This is a genomic window from Dongia deserti, from assembly GCF_003574735.1.
GTDB classification, from domain to species: Bacteria; Pseudomonadota; Alphaproteobacteria; order Dongiales; family Dongiaceae; genus Dongia_A; species Dongia_A deserti.
This window is the reverse complement of sequence record NZ_QORW01000010.1, coordinates 166,280-181,227: the sequence shown is the minus strand read 5'-3', so window position 1 is coordinate 181,227 and position 14,948 is coordinate 166,280. Positions and strand designations below refer to the sequence as shown.

At 65.1% G+C, this 14,948-nt stretch carries 13 protein-coding genes; 5 read left to right on the top strand and 8 right to left on the bottom strand.

Annotated features, from left to right (window positions below; all coding sequences use genetic code 11):
- Positions 1 to 26: 26 nt before the first annotated feature.
- The 5 genes from DTX69_RS17315 to DTX69_RS17295 all read left to right on the top strand — a co-directional run bounded on the left by DTX69_RS17315 (position 27) and on the right by DTX69_RS17295 (position 5,763).
- Positions 27 to 1,547, top strand: coding sequence for an ABC transporter substrate-binding protein (locus DTX69_RS17315; RefSeq protein ID WP_119302802.1), 1,521 nt, complete (start codon positions 27 to 29; stop codon positions 1,545 to 1,547).
- A gap of 68 nt (positions 1,548 to 1,615) precedes the next feature.
- Positions 1,616 to 3,145, top strand: coding sequence for a xylulokinase (locus tag DTX69_RS17310; protein WP_119302801.1), 1,530 nt, complete (start codon positions 1,616 to 1,618; stop codon positions 3,143 to 3,145).
- The gene (locus tag DTX69_RS17305; RefSeq protein WP_284735848.1) at positions 3,138 to 3,956 is read left to right on the top strand and encodes an HAD-IIB family hydrolase; all 819 of its coding nucleotides are present in this window, start codon (positions 3,138 to 3,140) and stop codon (positions 3,954 to 3,956) included. The genes DTX69_RS17310 and DTX69_RS17305 overlap by 8 nt, the downstream gene beginning before the upstream one ends.
- 22 nt (positions 3,957 to 3,978) lie before the next feature.
- A complete protein-coding gene (locus DTX69_RS17300; RefSeq protein WP_119302800.1) occupies positions 3,979 to 5,052 on the top strand; it encodes an ABC transporter ATP-binding protein in 1,074 nt (357 codons plus the stop codon).
- A gap of 24 nt (positions 5,053 to 5,076) precedes the next feature.
- A complete protein-coding gene (locus DTX69_RS17295; RefSeq protein WP_119302799.1) occupies positions 5,077 to 5,763 on the top strand; it encodes a class II aldolase/adducin family protein in 687 nt (228 codons plus the stop codon).
- A 23-nt stretch (positions 5,764 to 5,786) separates the two neighbouring features.
- Here DTX69_RS17295 and pcaF read toward each other — a convergent pair whose 3' ends face one another.
- From pcaF to DTX69_RS17255, 8 genes are read right to left on the bottom strand one after another with little or no spacing between them, the layout of a single operon-like run.
- Positions 5,787 to 6,992, bottom strand: a complete 1,206-nt coding sequence (gene pcaF / locus DTX69_RS17290; RefSeq protein WP_119302798.1) for a 3-oxoadipyl-CoA thiolase — start codon at positions 6,990 to 6,992, stop codon at positions 5,787 to 5,789.
- Complete coding sequence (locus DTX69_RS17285; protein ID WP_119302797.1) at positions 6,989 to 8,965, bottom strand: 3-hydroxyacyl-CoA dehydrogenase NAD-binding domain-containing protein; 1,977 nt, start codon at positions 8,963 to 8,965, stop codon at positions 6,989 to 6,991. Before DTX69_RS17285 ends, pcaF begins: the two co-directional genes overlap by 4 nt.
- 3 nt (positions 8,966 to 8,968) lie before the next feature.
- Positions 8,969 to 9,364 carry a RidA family protein gene (locus DTX69_RS17280; RefSeq protein ID WP_119302796.1) on the bottom strand — a complete coding sequence of 132 codons (396 nt, stop codon included), beginning with the start codon at positions 9,362 to 9,364 and terminating at the stop codon, positions 8,969 to 8,971.
- Positions 9,342 to 9,779, bottom strand: coding sequence for an acyl-CoA thioesterase (locus DTX69_RS17275; protein WP_284735846.1), 438 nt, complete (start codon positions 9,777 to 9,779; stop codon positions 9,342 to 9,344). The genes DTX69_RS17280 and DTX69_RS17275 overlap by 23 nt, the downstream gene beginning before the upstream one ends.
- The gene (locus DTX69_RS17270) at positions 9,776 to 10,948 is read right to left on the bottom strand and encodes an acyl-CoA dehydrogenase family protein (RefSeq protein WP_119302794.1); all 1,173 of its coding nucleotides are present in this window, start codon (positions 10,946 to 10,948) and stop codon (positions 9,776 to 9,778) included. Before DTX69_RS17270 ends, DTX69_RS17275 begins: the two co-directional genes overlap by 4 nt.
- A complete protein-coding gene (locus DTX69_RS17265) occupies positions 10,948 to 11,781 on the bottom strand; it encodes an enoyl-CoA hydratase family protein (protein WP_119302793.1) in 834 nt (277 codons plus the stop codon). Before DTX69_RS17265 ends, DTX69_RS17270 begins: the two co-directional genes overlap by 1 nt.
- Positions 11,778 to 12,560, bottom strand: a complete 783-nt coding sequence (locus DTX69_RS17260; RefSeq protein ID WP_119302792.1) for an SDR family NAD(P)-dependent oxidoreductase — start codon at positions 12,558 to 12,560, stop codon at positions 11,778 to 11,780. Before DTX69_RS17260 ends, DTX69_RS17265 begins: the two co-directional genes overlap by 4 nt.
- Positions 12,557 to 14,881, bottom strand: a complete 2,325-nt coding sequence (locus tag DTX69_RS17255; RefSeq protein ID WP_119302791.1) for a bifunctional salicylyl-CoA 5-hydroxylase/oxidoreductase — start codon at positions 14,879 to 14,881, stop codon at positions 12,557 to 12,559. Before DTX69_RS17255 ends, DTX69_RS17260 begins: the two co-directional genes overlap by 4 nt.
- Positions 14,882 to 14,948 lie beyond the last annotated feature (67 nt).

Here is a 14,948-nt window from a genome sequence, read left to right as displayed (position 1 = left end):
AGCTCGACACACAACGGAGGAGCGCTATGGGTTTCAAGCAATACGACAAGCAGACGTTCATCGCGGATTCGGCTGCTGCCTTTGCCAGCCGCCGCATCACGAAACGCGAGTTCTTGCGCCGCATGGGCCTCGCCGGTATCGGATTCTCGGCTTTCTCGATGGCGATGCTCGGCAACACGCGGCCATTCCGCAATCCGGGCCTGGTCAGCCGGGCGAATGCCGCTTTGCCGGACGACCAGGTAAAGTTCCTGAAGGAGGTCGGCGGCCAGTTCAAGGGCGCCAGGATCCGCTACACCAGCGAGGCGACGCCACCCACCGTCGTTCTCAATCAGATCAAGAACGAGTTCACCGACCTGACAGGCATCGAGGTCGAAGTCGAGATCGTGCCGCTGGAGCAGGTGCTGGCGAAGGCGACGCAGGACGTGCAGGGCCAACTCGGCACGTATGACCTGTACTATCTCGATCAGTCCTGGGTCGCGACCTTCGCGCCTGACTGCGTCGATCCGGTCGAGCTGTACAACTCCAATCCGGACCTCGCGATGCCGGGCTTCGACTGGGACGATTTCTCCGAGCCGTTGGTCGAAGGTCTCGCCCGCTACAACGGCAAGCTGGTCGGCGTTCCCTTCGACATCCCGATCTTCGTGCTGATGTACCGCAAGGACCTGCTCGAGAAGCACGGCATCGCGGTGCCCACCAACTACGAGGAATTCACCAAGGCCGCACACGCGATCTATGATGCAGAGAAAGCCAACGGCGTGTTCGGCACCGGCCTACAGGCGAAGTCCGGCCACTATTCGCTCGAATGCGACTGGACCCAGGCGGTGTGGGGCCATGGCGGCTCAATCTTCCGGCCGGACAAGACCTTCGCCGGCAATGACGAGCAGGGCATCAAGGGCCTCGAGTGGTACCAGGATCTGCTGACCGTCGCGCCGCCGAACTCGACCGCCGCGACCTGGGATGGCCAGTTCCAGATGATGCAGTCGGGCCAAGTGGCCTTGGTGCAGAGCTGGGATGAGTTCTTCCCCGGTCTCGACGCAGACGATTCGAAGGTGAAGGGGCTGTGGGAGCCGGCCAAGCCGCTACAATCCAGCGTCGGCCTGCGGTCCGTCTCGGAGGCGGGCTTCGGCGAGATTCCCAATCTCGGCCACCAGGGGGGCTCGATCATGGGCCTCTCCGCCTATTCGAAGAATCAGGAAGCAGCCTGGATCTTCATGCAGTGGGCCTGCTCGAAGGAGATCATGACCCAGTGCACCCTGGCCGGCGGCTTCGCGCCGATGCGCGAATCCTCCTTCGCCGACGAGCGCGTGAAGGCAAAGGCAAAGGTCATGCCCGGCACGACCCGCCACCTCGACATCGTGAAATGGACCATCGACAATGTGATGGCCTCGGAGCCGGACATGCCGCTGTGGGCGGGCCTCTCCACCAACGAGATCCCGACCGAGCTCGGCAAGCTGCTGACCGGCCAGGCCTATGGCGGCAGCGCCAAGGCCTGCATGGACGCGGTGGCCAAAATAGTCGATTCCAAGGTGAAGGAAGCGGAACTCTAACCGGATCGCCATGACTCGGGCGGAGGTAGCTCCCACTGCTTCCGCCCACCTCTTTCCAACGACGGCACATGACTTCTGATCTCGTCATCGGCATCGACTCCTCGACCTCCGCGACCAAGGCGATCGCGTGGGACCGGCGCGGCCGGGCCTTCGCGGAAGGGCGGGCGCCGATTGCCATGTCGAACCCCGAGCCTGGCTTCTTCGAGCAGGACCCGAACGAGTGGTGGCAGTCCACCGCGCAGGCCTTGAAGGATGTAGCTGCGAAGGTCGACCCCGCGCGCATTGCCGCCGTCGGCCTTTCCAATCAGCGCGAGACCTTCGGCGTGTTCACCGAGGACGGAACGGCGCTGAGGCCCGGGATGGTCTGGCTCGACGATCGGGCGCGGGCGCAGCAGAAGCGCTTCGGCGAGACGTTCGGCGCCGAGCGGGTGCATGCTATCTCCGGCAAGCCGCTGGACGTCATTCCGTGCCTCTACCGCATGATCTGGCTGCGCGAGCACGAGCCTGCGATCCTCGACCGCGCGCACCGCCTTGCGGAAGTGCAGGCCTATCTCACCTTTCGCTTGACCGGCCGATGGACGACCTCCCTCGCTTCGGCCGATCCCACCGGTGCGCTCGATATGCGCAGACGCGTCTGGTCGGAGGAGATCCTCCAGGCCGCCGGCATCGACTCCGCTAAGATGCCGCGGCTCGTGGCGCCGGGCACGCCGGTGGGAGAACTTACCGAAGCCGTCGCTGCTGTGACCGGGCTCAAACCCGGCACGCCAGTGGTGGTCGGCGGGGGCGACGGCCAATGCGCGGGCGCAGGCGTCGGCGTGGGCGCGCCGGGCCTGGCCTACGTCAATCTCGGCACGGCCGTGGTGTCCGGCAGCTATGGCACCGAATACGCCTATGACCGCGCCTTCCGGACTGAGATCGCGGTTGCTGACGCAGGTTACATCTTCGAGACCTGCCTGCGCTCCGGCACGTTTCTGGTCGACTGGCTGGCGCGCGAACTGTTCCTGGCCGAGTCGAGCGACCGGCGCGAGCTCTTGTGCAAGCTTGAAGCGGAGGCAGCGGCGAGCCCAATCGGGGCCGGCGGCGTGACGCTGGTGCCCTATTGGCAGGGCTGCATGACACCGCATTGGGACAGCGCGGCGCGTGGCGTGATCGCCGGAATTTCCGGCTCTACCCATCGCGGTGACATCTATCGCGCGCTGCTCGAGGGCATCGCGCTGGAGCAGGCGATCTGCACCAACCAGGCGGAGCAGGCGACGGGGGCAAAGATCGATCGCTACGTCGCGATCGGCGGCGGCGCGGCCTCCGATCTGTGGAGCCAGATCATCGCCGATGCGACCGCGCGTCCGGTGCAGCGGTCGACCACGGTGGAAGCATCATCGCTCGGGGCGGCCATGGCGGCGGCAAAGGGCTGCGGGTGGTTCTCGACCTTCGCAGAGGCCTCCGTCGCCATGGCGGGCGAAATCACCCGCACGTTCGAGCCCGATGAGAAACGTGTCGCGCGCTATGCCGAGCTGCGGACGATCTATCAAGATCTGTGGCCGACGCTTTCTGCTTGGAATGCCCGCATGGCGGCCTTCGTTGAGCGCGGTCATGATTGACGCGCGCATGCAGCCGATCTCTACCCTGCCGGCAGAGGTCGCGCGCGCCCTCATCGGCGTGTTCACCGATATCGACGACACGATCACGACTGACGGCAGGCTGCCGGCTGACGCCTACGCCGCATTGGAACGGCTGCATGAATCCGGCTTGGCTGTCGTTCCCATCACGGGCCGACCGGCCGGCTGGTGCGACATGGTCGCACGCTTCTGGCCGGTTGCCGGTGTGGTTGGCGAGAACGGCGCCTTCTATTTCCGCTACGACCACCCCGCGCGCAAGATGATCCGCCATTTCGCCGCGAGCCCCGCGGAGCGCGTGGAGAACCGCCGCAAGCTAGAGCGCCTGGCCGAGCACATCCTCAAGGAGGTGCCGGGCGCCGCGATCGCAGCCGATCAGCTCTATCGTGAGGCCGATCTCGCGATCGACTTCCGGGAAGATGTCGCGCCGCTGACGGCGGAGGCCGTGGATCGCATTGTCGCGCTGTTTCACAAGGCTGGCGCGGTCGCCAAGGTCTCCTCGATTCACGTTAACGGCTGGTTCGGCCGATACGACAAGCTGTCGATGACCCGCATCTTCGTGCGGGATGCACTCGGCCTTGATCTCGAAACAACCAAGTCACAGTTCGTCTTCTGCGGCGACAGCCCAAATGACGAGCCGATGTTCGCGTTCTTTCCGTTCGCCTGCGGTGTCGCTAACGTGCGGGACTTCGCCGCACGCATGCAGTCGCTGCCGGCGTTTGTCGCGCCAGCGCGCGGGGGCGCCGGCTTTGTCGAGATCGCAAACAGGATCTTATCGGTGCGGCAACGCGCCTGATCGCAGGGGAAAGCTAGGGCATATGGCTGCTGTCACGGTTCGCAACGTCACCAAGAGCTTCGGAGATCTGCAGGTGATCCACGGGATCGACCTCGGCATCGAGGATGGCCGCTTCGTCGTTCTGCTCGGCCCGTCCGGCTGCGGCAAATCCACCTTGCTGCGCATGGTCGCGGGACTGGAGCAGATCAGCTCTGGCGAGATCGTAATCGGAGGGCGGGTGGTGAACGACCTGCATCCGAAGGATCGCGACATCGCGATGGTGTTCCAGAACTACGCGCTCTACGCGCATATGTCGGTGTTCGACAACATGGCGTTCTCCATGCAGCTCAAGAAGATGCCGCAGGCGGAGAGCAAGAAACGGGTCGAGTGGGCGGCCTCGATCCTCGACCTCACACCCTATCTCGGTCGCTATCCGCGGCAGCTCTCCGGCGGACAGCGCCAGCGCGTCGCCATGGGCCGCGCGATCGTGCGCGACCCGGCGGTATTCCTGTTCGATGAGCCCTTGTCGAACCTGGACGCGAAGCTGCGTGTCCAGATGCGCACCGAGATCAAGGCGCTGCATCAGAGGCTGTCCACCACCACGATCTACGTCACGCACGACCAGATCGAGGCCATGACCATGGCCGACGTCATCGTCATCCTGAAGGACGGCCGGATCGAGCAGATCGGAGGTCCGCTCGCAGTCTATGACCGCCCGGCCAACCTGTTTGTTGCCGAGTTCATCGGCTCGCCCGGCATTAATCTGATGCGTGGCGAGGTCGCGGCGGAGAATGGCGCGCCCGTCGTGAAGGCCGGCGGCATCACACTGCCGCTGCCGCAAAAGGTGGCCGTTAATCCAGGCCAGAAGGTGGTTTATGGCATAAGGCCCGAACATCTGAGGCCGTCCGGCAATGGAGTTGGTATCGGCGCGAAGGTCATGGTTGTGGAGCCAACCGGCGCCGAGATTCACATCTATGCCGATCTGGCGGGGAAAGAGGTCTGCGCGGTGACCCAAGACCGGCTGCAGCTCGACACCGGCGACGAGGTGCGGTTGGTGCCGATGCTCGACCGGGTGCATTTGTTCGATCAGGCCACTGGCAAGGCTCTGGTCGCCTGACCGCGCACAGTCAAGGAAAGTGAAATGGATAAAGCAGAACTGAAGCTTCGGCAGAGCATCATCGATGCCTGCCGCTCGATGAACGGCCTCGGCATCAATCAGGGCACCTCGGGCAACATCAGCGCGCGCTGCGGCAAGCTGATGCTGATCACGCCCTCCGGCGTGCCTTATGAAGAGTTGAGGCCGAAGGATATCGTCACCACGCCGGTCGCCGGCAATGGCGAGAAATGGAGTGGCACGCTGGCGCCGTCGTCGGAATGGCGCTTCCATCTGCGCATCCTGCAGGAGCGGCCCGAGGTTGGATCGGTCGTCCATACGCACAGCACCTACGCGACGACACTCGCGATCTGCAACAAGCCGATCCCGGCCATTCATTACATGGTGGCTGCTGCCGGCGGACCGGACATCCGCGTTGCGCCCTACGCGACGTACGGTACGGAGGAGCTGTCGGACCTGGCGATCAAGGCAATGGAAGGGCGGACCTGCTGCCTGCTGCGCAACCACGGCGTGATCGCGACCGGGCCGGACGTGCGGCGCGCCTTGTGGCTGGCGGTCGAGATCGAGACCTTGGCGCGGCAGTACTATCTGTCGCTGACGCTCGACAACGCGCAGATCCTCCCCGATGCCGAGATCGCGCATGTGATCGAGAAATTCAAGAACTACGGCCCGCGCCAGAAACCACGCAAGGCGTCGACGGCAGGCCGAGCCTGATCAAGGGCATTCGGTGCGTTGCGCTATCGGGCCTGCTCCAGCGAAAGTGCAATTCCCTGCCCGACGCCGATGCACATGGTCACCAGCGCGCGCTTGGCGTCGCGCGCGCGGGGTTCCAGTGCCGCTGTCAGCGCCAGGCGTGCTCCGGACATGCCCAATGGGTGACCAAGCGCAATGGCGCCCCCGTTCGGATTGACGAAGTCTGCGTCATCCCGAATGCCGATCTGTCGCAGGCATGCGAGAGCCTGAGCCGCAAACGCTTCGTTGAGCTCGACGACATCAAACGTGCTGATGCCGAGGGCAGTGCGCTCCAGCAGCTTCCGTACGGCTGGAACGGGACCGATGCCCATGATGCGCGGCGGTACGCCCGCCGTCGCCATTCCCGTGATGCGGGCAAGCGGCGTCCATCCGTGCTGCTCGATCGCGCGCTGTGATGCGATGAGCAAGGCCGCTGCGCCATCGCTGATGCCGGAAGCGTTGCCGGCGGTTACGGTCCCGTTCTTCCGGAACAGCGCTGGCAACGCGGCAAGCTTCTCGAGGGTCGTCGCGCGCGGATGCTCGTCATGCTCGACCAGCCGGAGTTCGCGCCCGCGCTCCTTGACCGGAACGGCCACGATTTCCCGGGCCAGCCGGCCGTTCGCCTGGGCCGCTGCCGCGCGCTCCTGGCTGCGCAAGGCAAAGGCATCCTGGTCAGCGCGCGAGATGCCGAACTCTTCCGCAACGTTTTCCGCAGTCTCGGCCATCGAATCGATGCCGTACTGACGTTCGATCAGCGGATTGACAAAGCGCCAGCCGATGGTGGTGTCATGGATCTCGGCGCCGCGCTGGAATGCGGTCTCCGCCTTCGCCTGGACCAGTGGTGCCCGGGTCATGCTCTCGACACCGCCGGCGATCACAATATCTGCTTCGCCCGCGCGGATCGCACGCGCAGCATATCCGACGGCATCCAGACCCGAGCCGCACAAGCGGTTGATGGTGGTGCCGGGAACAGAAGTCGGGAGGCCGGCAAGCAGGACGGCCATGCGGGCGACATTCCGGTTGTCTTCGCCGGCCTGATTGGCGCAGCCTAGGACGAGTTCATCGATCCTGTCGCCTTGCAGCGCAGGAAAGCGGGTCAGAAGTGCCTTGACGGCATGGGCCGCCAAATCATCGGTCCTGACGTGGGCGAGGGCGCCGCCATAGCGTCCGATTGGCGTGCGCACCCCATCGACGATGAAGGCTTCAGTCATGTGCGCTGTTCCTTCATACGCTCAGCCACAAACATCGGCCCTCCTTTGTGGGCCGGAAAGCCGTAGCCGTTGATCATGACGAGATCGATGTCGCTCGGTCGTGCCGCGATACCTTCCGACAGCAATGCCGTGCCTTCCGTTGCCATCGCCGCCAGCAGGCGCTGCGTGATCTCTCCAGCAGAGATCGCACGCGGCGCGAGTCCCTTGGCCGCGCGCGCGGCTTCGATCATGGCGGTGACCTCCGGGTCGATGACGCGCTTGCCGTCCTGATACAGGTACCAGCCACGCCCGGTCTTCTGGCCGAAGCGGCCGGCCTCGCACAGGCGGTCCGGAATGTCGACATAGCGCTCCTTGGGATCGCGGGTGGCGGCCTGTCGCTTGCGACGCGCCCAGGCGATCTCCAGCCCGGCCAAGTCGAAGACCGCAAAGGGTCCCATGGCAAAGCCGTACTCCTCCATGGCCGCATCGATCTGGTGCGGCAGCGCGCCATCCTCCAGCAGGAACTCCGCTTCGCGCCGATAGGCGGAGAAGATGCGATTGCCGATAAAGCCTTCAGTCACGCCACACACGATCGGCAGCTTGCGCAAGCGCTTGGCAAAGGCCACGCCGGCCGCCAGCACGTCCGGCGCCGTGCGCGCGCAGCGTACCACCTCCACCAGGCGCATGACGTTCGCCGGCGAAAAGAAATGCAGGCCCAGAACGCGCTCGGGCCGTGCGGTCGTGGTCGCGATCCGGTCCGGATCAAGATAAGACGTGTTGGTGGCGAGGATCGCCTCTGGGCGGACGACATCATCGAGCCGCTGGAACAGGTTGGTCTTGACGTCGAGATCGTCGAACACCGCCTCGATGATCAGGTCGGCATCCTTCAGTGCCGTCATGTCGCCGCTGGTGCTGAGCCGGCTCAGTCGCTCTTGTCTTCCGGCCGCGTCGATTCGGCCCGACTGCAGGGATCGGTCCAGCAGGCCTTCGATGCGCACGCGTCCTTTGGAGGCGGCATCCTCGTTCTGCTCCACCGCGATAACGGTGAGGCCGGCGTCAAGCACCGCCGTCGCAATGCCCGAGCCCATCAAGCCCAGCCCCACGATGCCGATGGTCCGGGCGTCGCGCGGGGTGACGCTCTCTAGGCCTTCCACCTTGGCCGCCGCGCGCTCGGCAAAGAAGACGTGGCGCAAGGCTGCCGCCTGCTCCGAATCCCGGAGGCGGAGGAACGTTGCACGCTCCTCGGCCAGACCTTCCGGCAGCGGGCGCTCGGCTGCGAGGCGGACGAGCCGCACGGCTTCGCGCGGTGCAATCTGGCCGCGGGCACGGGCAAGCGCCTTCTTCTCTGCGGTGTCGATCGCCTCGTGCGGCAGGGCCGGAGCCTGGCATTCGCCTGTCCTGCGCAGCGGCTTGCCCATCAGCGCACGTGCCTCTCCAATGGCCGCAGCCAGGAGATCGCCGGTCTCGATCCGGTCCAGGATGTCGAGCTTGAGCGCCTCTTCGGCGCCGATGGTCCTGCCGTTGGCGATGAGGTCGATGGCGGCGGGAATCCCAATGAGGCGCGGTAAGCGCTGGGTTCCGCCAGCGCCTGGCACGATGCCGAGTTTCACCTCCGGCGCCGCAAACGTGGCCGAAGGCATCGCGATCCGCCGATGCGCCGCCAGTGCCACTTCCAATCCACCTCCGAGCGCAGCGCCATTGATCGCGGCCACGACCGGCTTTGCCGAAGCTTCGATCGCCGCGACAATGGCGGGCAGGATGGGCTCGGCCGGCGGCTGGCCGAACTCGCGGATATCCGCCCCGCCGATGAAGATCTTGCCGGCGCCGGTGATGACCATCGCGTCGACATCGGGCGTATCGCGCCCGCGTCTCAGCGCAGCGCTGAGGCCGGCACGCACATCGATCGACAGCGCGTTGACCGGCGGGTGATCGATCTCGATGGCCAGAACGCCGTCGACGATGCGTCCACGCACGGTGTCGGAAAACGCCAGCATGACTCAGTCCGGGATCACGGCTATGGCCTGAATCTCCACCTTGGCTCGATCCTCGATCAAGGCCGTCACTTCAACGGCGGCCATGGCGGGATAATGGCGGCCCATGAGTTCGCGATAAACATCGCCGATTGGCTTCAGGTTCGCGAGATACGCGGCCTTGTCGGTAAAGTACCAGGTCATGGAGGTGAGATGCTGCGGCCCTGCGCCGGCTTCCGCGAGCACGTCGACGACGTTTTGCAGCGCCTGGCGGACCTGCCCGACCAGGTCGTCGGTCTCGAACTTGCAGTCTCGGTTCCAGCCGACTTGACCGCCGACAAAGACCAGCGTGCCTCGCGCCGCAATGCCGTTGGCGTAGCCGACGGGATTGGCCCAGCCTTCAGGTTGCAGGATGGTGTGCATCGGGTGACTCCTGAAAGGATATCAGCGCGGCGCGCAGATCGTCGGGCCAGGTGATCGACTTGTGCGTCTCCAGAGACGTGGGGACGAGGACTTGTTTGGCTTGCCACAGGATTGCATCATCGCGTCGCACGCTGTGATCGAGGTCGACGGACCTCCGGCCGATTCGGGCGACAGCGAGGGAAAACACCAAGCTATCTCCCAGGAAAGCCGGCGCGCGGAAATCAACTTCGAATCGTACGGTAGGCAGCCCGATGCGCCTCTCCAGGAAGAGGATTTTCCAGGGCACGCCCATGCTGCCCCACCAATCCTCGACCACGCTGTTGAGCTTGTCGAAATAACGCGGGTAATAGGCGATGCCGGCGGGATCGCAATCGCCGAAATGCAGGATACGGGTGGTTTCGAACGTCGCCATCATTGCGCATCCTTCAGCAGCTCGCGGGCGATGATGAGCTTCTGCACCTCCGTCGCTCCTTCGTAGATGCGCAGCGCTCGGATCTCGCGATAGAGCTTCTCAATCACCTCTCCGGAGCGCACACCGCGCCCGCCGAACATCTGGAGCGCGCGGTCGATCACCCACTGCGCCGTCTCGGTCGCGTTCATCTTGGCCATCGCCGCCTCGCGCGTGGCCGGCAGCTTCTGCACGTCCCGGCGCCAGGCGGCGCGGTAGGTCAGCAACGCAGCGGCGTCGATCCCAGCGGCCATATCGCCGAGCGCCGCTTGGGTCAACTGCAGGTCGGCGAGGCTCGCGCCGAACAGGCGGCGCGCCTTGACGTGAGCAATGGCTTCGTCCATTGCGCGGCGCGCGAATCCGAGTGCCGCTGCGGCGACCGACGCACGGAAGATGTCGAGCGTGCGCATGGCGATCTTGAAGCCTTCCGCCGGCGCACCCAGCCGCCGCGAGGCCGGAATGCGGCAGTTCTCGAACCGGATGGTCGCGAGCGGATGTGGGGCCATCACTTCGATTCGCTCGACGACCGAGAAGCCAGGGTCGTCTGCGAACACGACAAAGGCCGATATGCCGCGCGTGCCCGGAGCCTCCCCGGTCCGCGCGAATATAGTGTAGATGTCGGCAATGCCGCCGTTGGAGATCCAGGTCTTCTCGCCATCGAGCACGTAGGACTCGCCGTCGTCCCGCGCGGCGCAGGTCATCGCGCCGACATCCGAACCGGCATCCTTCTCGGAGAGCGCGAAGGCTGCCAGCCATTCACCCGATCGCACCTTGGGCAGGATTGCGGCGCGCAACTCGGGTGAACCCGAGAGCGCGATCGCGCCGGTGCCCAAGCCCTGCATGGCGAAGGCAAAGTCGGCGAGGCCATCGTGCCAGGCCAGAGTCTCGCGCGCGACGCAGACCAGGCGGGAATCGATCGGCGGGGCGCCCGGTGCCGATTCTGCAACAGCCGACTCCAGCAGGCCGGCTTTGCCGAGCATCCGCACGAGAGCGCGGCAAGCATTGTCCACGTCGTGATGATCGATCTGCGCGAGCGTGCCGCCGGCCACGAACGAATCGAGCCGCTCCACGAACGCGTGGTGCTTCGGCTCGAAGAAGGGCCACTGGAGATGATCGCGGGTCGGACCGGTCGCCATCAGTTGCCCTCGAACGTCGGCTTCGTCTTGGCAGCGAAGGCTTCATAGGCGCGGCGGAAATCGCCTGTCGTCATGCAGGTCGCCTGGGCTTGCGCCTCCGCTTCAATCAGCTCGTCGAGCCCCATGGTCCAGGCCTGGTTGAGCATGGTCTTGGTCATCCTGTGCGCGAAGTAGGGGCCGTCCGCGAGCGATCGGGCGAGCGCGAGCGCCCGCGGCTCGAGATCGGTCGCGGGATGCAGCGCATTATAGAATCCCCAATCGTGGCCTTCCTCGGCGCTCATGGTGCGACCGGTCAGCAGCAGTTCCGTTGCACGGCCCTGGCCGATGATCCGCGGCAGGATCCCGCAGGCGCCCATGTCCGCGCCGGACAGCCCCACGCGCGTGAACAGAAACGCGGTCTTGGCCCCCGGGGTGGCGAGCCGGAGGTCGGACGCCATGGCAAGAATCGCGCCCGCCCCGGCGCACACCCCGTCCACCGCCGCGACGATCAGCTGCGGGCACTTGCGCATCATCTTGACCACGTCGCCCGTCATGCGCGTGAAGGCGAGCAGGTCGGGCATCTTCATCCGGGTCAGCGGCTCGATGATCTCGAACACATCGCCGCCGGAGCTGAAATTGCCGCCGGCTCCGGTCAGCACGATCGCGCGCACGTCGGAAGCATAGACAAGATCGCGGAACAGATCGCGCAGCTCGGCATAGGATTCGAAGGTGAGGGGGTTCTTCTTCTCCGGCCGGTTCAGGCGCAGGGTCGCGACCCGGCCATCCGCGCTCGGCTCCCACAGGAAATGGCGCGCCTTGTAGTCCTTGAAGGGGCGTAGGTTGGTATCGCTCATCCTGCCATCACCTCTCCGCCGGCGACCACGATCGCCTGGCCGTTGATTGCAGAGGAGCCGGGAGATGCCAACCACAGCACGGTGTCAGCGACCTCTTTCGGCGTGACCAGCCGGCCCTGCGGGTTGGCGCTCGCGAGATTGGCGAGCGCCTCATCTTCTGTGCGACCAGTCTTGGTTCTGATTGTCTCGGCCGCTTTCCGCAGCAGCGGCGTGTCCGTGAAACCGGGGCAGACGGCGTTCACGGTGATTCCGGTCTTGGCCAGTTCGAGGGCGAGCGAGCGCGTGAGCCCGACCAGCCCGTGCTTGGCTGCGCAATAAGCCGACACATAGGGATAGCCGGAAAGGCCTGCAGTCGAGGCGATGTTGATGATACGTGCGCCCGTAGCGTGGTTCTTCAGATCCGAAAGAACGGCCTTGGTCAGGAGGAACGCACCGGTCAGGTCGGTAGCGATCACGCGCGACCAGAGGTCGAGCTCGGTCTTGTCGAACGGGGCGCTCGGCGCCTCGCCAGCATTGTTCACGAGGATGTGGATGGGTCCCAGCTTCCCGCGCGCCGCTGCGACGCCGCGTTCGATCGCCGCAGCATCCGTGATATCGAATTCGTCAAGGATCGCAATACGCCCTCCAAGGGTGCTTGCGACCTGCTCCAAAGGCGCGCGCTGCCGGCCAGCGAGCGAGACTGACGCTCCGGCGCCCGCCAGCGCAGTCGCGATCGCGGCACCGATGCCGCTGCCGGCGCCAGTCACCAAGGCATGCCGCCCGGACAGCAGCGCACTCATCCGGCGCCACCTTGCGCCGCGGCGGCGCGCGCCAGGTTGGTCTCATATTGCATCCTTGCCGTCAGGTACTGCTTGGGCCACTGGATCTCGGCAACGCCGACCTTTGCGGCTTCATGCAAGGTCCAGGCAGCATCGGCGAGATGAGGACGAGCGATGGCGCAGAGATCGGCGCGACCGGCGGCTATGATCGAGTTGGCATGATCCGCCTCCGAAATGGCGCCGACTGCCATGGTCGGAATGCAAATCTCGTTGCGGACCTTGTCGGAGAACGGGGTCTGGTACATGCGGCCATAGACCGGCCTGGCGTCCGTGGTCACCTGGCCGGACGAGCAGTCGATCAGGTCGGCGCCCGCTTCCTTGAACAGTGCGGCGAAGACGGCGGCGTCCTCCGGCGTGTTCCCGCCGTCGGTCCAGTCATGGCAGGAGATTCGGACGGACATCGGTCTGTCCGCCGGCCAAGCGGCGCGCATGGCGCTGAACACGTCCAATGGGAAACGCGCACGGCCCTCATGATCGCCGCCATATTCGTCGGTACGTCTGTTGGTGAGCGGCGACAGGAAGCTCGACAGCAGGTATCCATGCGCGCAGTGGAGCTCCAGCCAATCCGCGCCGGTGTGGATGGCAAGCTCGGTCGCCCGAACGAAATCGCTCAGCACGCGCACCATGTCGTCGCGGTCCATGGCCTTCGGGACTTGGCTCTCTTCGAGGTAGGGAATCGCGGACGCGGAGATCAGCGGCCAGTTCCCGCTGTCCAGCGGCCGGTCCATCCCTTCCCAGGCAACCTTGGTCGAGCCCTTGCGGCCCGCGTGGCCCAGCTGGATTCCGAACTTGGCGGCGGAGTTGCCATGGACGAAATCCACAATCCGCTTCCAGCCGGCCGCCTGCTTCTCGTTCCACAGGCCGAGGCAGCCCGGCGTGATGCGCGCATCGGGCGACACGCACGTCATCTCCCCGAAGACCAGGCCCGCGCCGCCCATGGCGCGCGCACCGAGATGAACCAGGTGAAAGTCGTTCGGCTCGCCATCGGCCGCGGAATACATCGCCATCGGCGAGACCACGATTCGGTTGGGCAGCGTGACGCCGCGCACGACATAAGGCGTGAACATGGGCGGCAGCGTGCGCCCATTCTCCGGCACGTTCAACCCTGCGCGGCGCGCAAACCACCGCTCGTAGTTTTCGAGCCAGGCCTTGTCGCGGAGACGCAGGTTCTCGTGACTGATGCGCTGGGAGCGGGTGAGCATGGAGTACATGAACTGCTCTGGCTCCAGCGTGTCGGCATAGCGCCGGCCGACGACCTCGAACCACTCCATGGCATTGCGCGCCGCGTTCTGGATGCGCGCAACGTCGACACGGCGGATCGCTTCATAGGTGGCGAGCACGGCCGGGATCTGGTCCGCGCGATGGCCATGGATTTCGAACTGCCGCGTCAGCTCGATCGCATCGTCGATCGCGAGCTTGGTGCCGGAGCCGATGGCAAAATGCGCGGTATGCGCGGCATCGCCCATCAGGACCACCTGGGAGTGCCCGTTGAAATGGCTCCAGCGCCCACAGATCAGGCGCTGGAAGTTGAGCCAGGCAGAGCCGCGCAGATGCCGCGCGTTGGTCATCAGCTTGGCGCCGCCCAGCACGTCGGCGAACAGCCGCTCGCAGAACGCGATCGAACCTTCCTGGTCGAGCTTGCCAAGTCCGTGCGCCTCGAACGCTTCCTCCGTGGTTTCCACGATGAAGGTCGATGTGGTGCTGTCGAACTTGTAGATGTGCGCCTGGAACCAGCCATGCTCGGTCCGGCGGAAATCGAAGGTGAAGGCGTCGTAGGACTTGTCGGTGCCCAGCCAGATATAGCGGTTCGGCCGCACAATGAGGTCCGGCTGGAACGCCTCGGGATAGCGGTTGCGGATTTTCGAGTTCAGCCCGTCTGAGGCGATGATGAGATCGGCGTCGGGAAACTCGAGATCTGATTCGACCTCGCGCTCGAACACCAGCTCGACACCAAGCTGCTCGCAGCGTGCCTGCAGGATGTTGAGCAGCTTCTTGCGCCCGATGCCGACGAAGCCATGACCGGTCGTGCGCTGCTTGGTGCCTTTGAACCAGACCTCGATGTCATCCCAATGGTTGAAGGCGTCCTGGATCTCGGCGGCGGTTTCCGGGTCCCAGGCCTTCATCGATTCCATGGTGGCGTCGGAGAACACCACGCCCCAGCCGAAGGTGTCGTAGGGGCGGTTGCGCTCCGCCACCGTAACCGTATGGGCCGGGTGGAGCTTCTTCATGAGAAGCCCGAAATAGAGACCCGCCGGTCCGCCGCCAATGCACACGATGCGCATGCCCTGATCCTCCGCTGGGATCGCCTACGCTAACAAGTTCAAGATTAAAAGTTTGATACTTAAAATA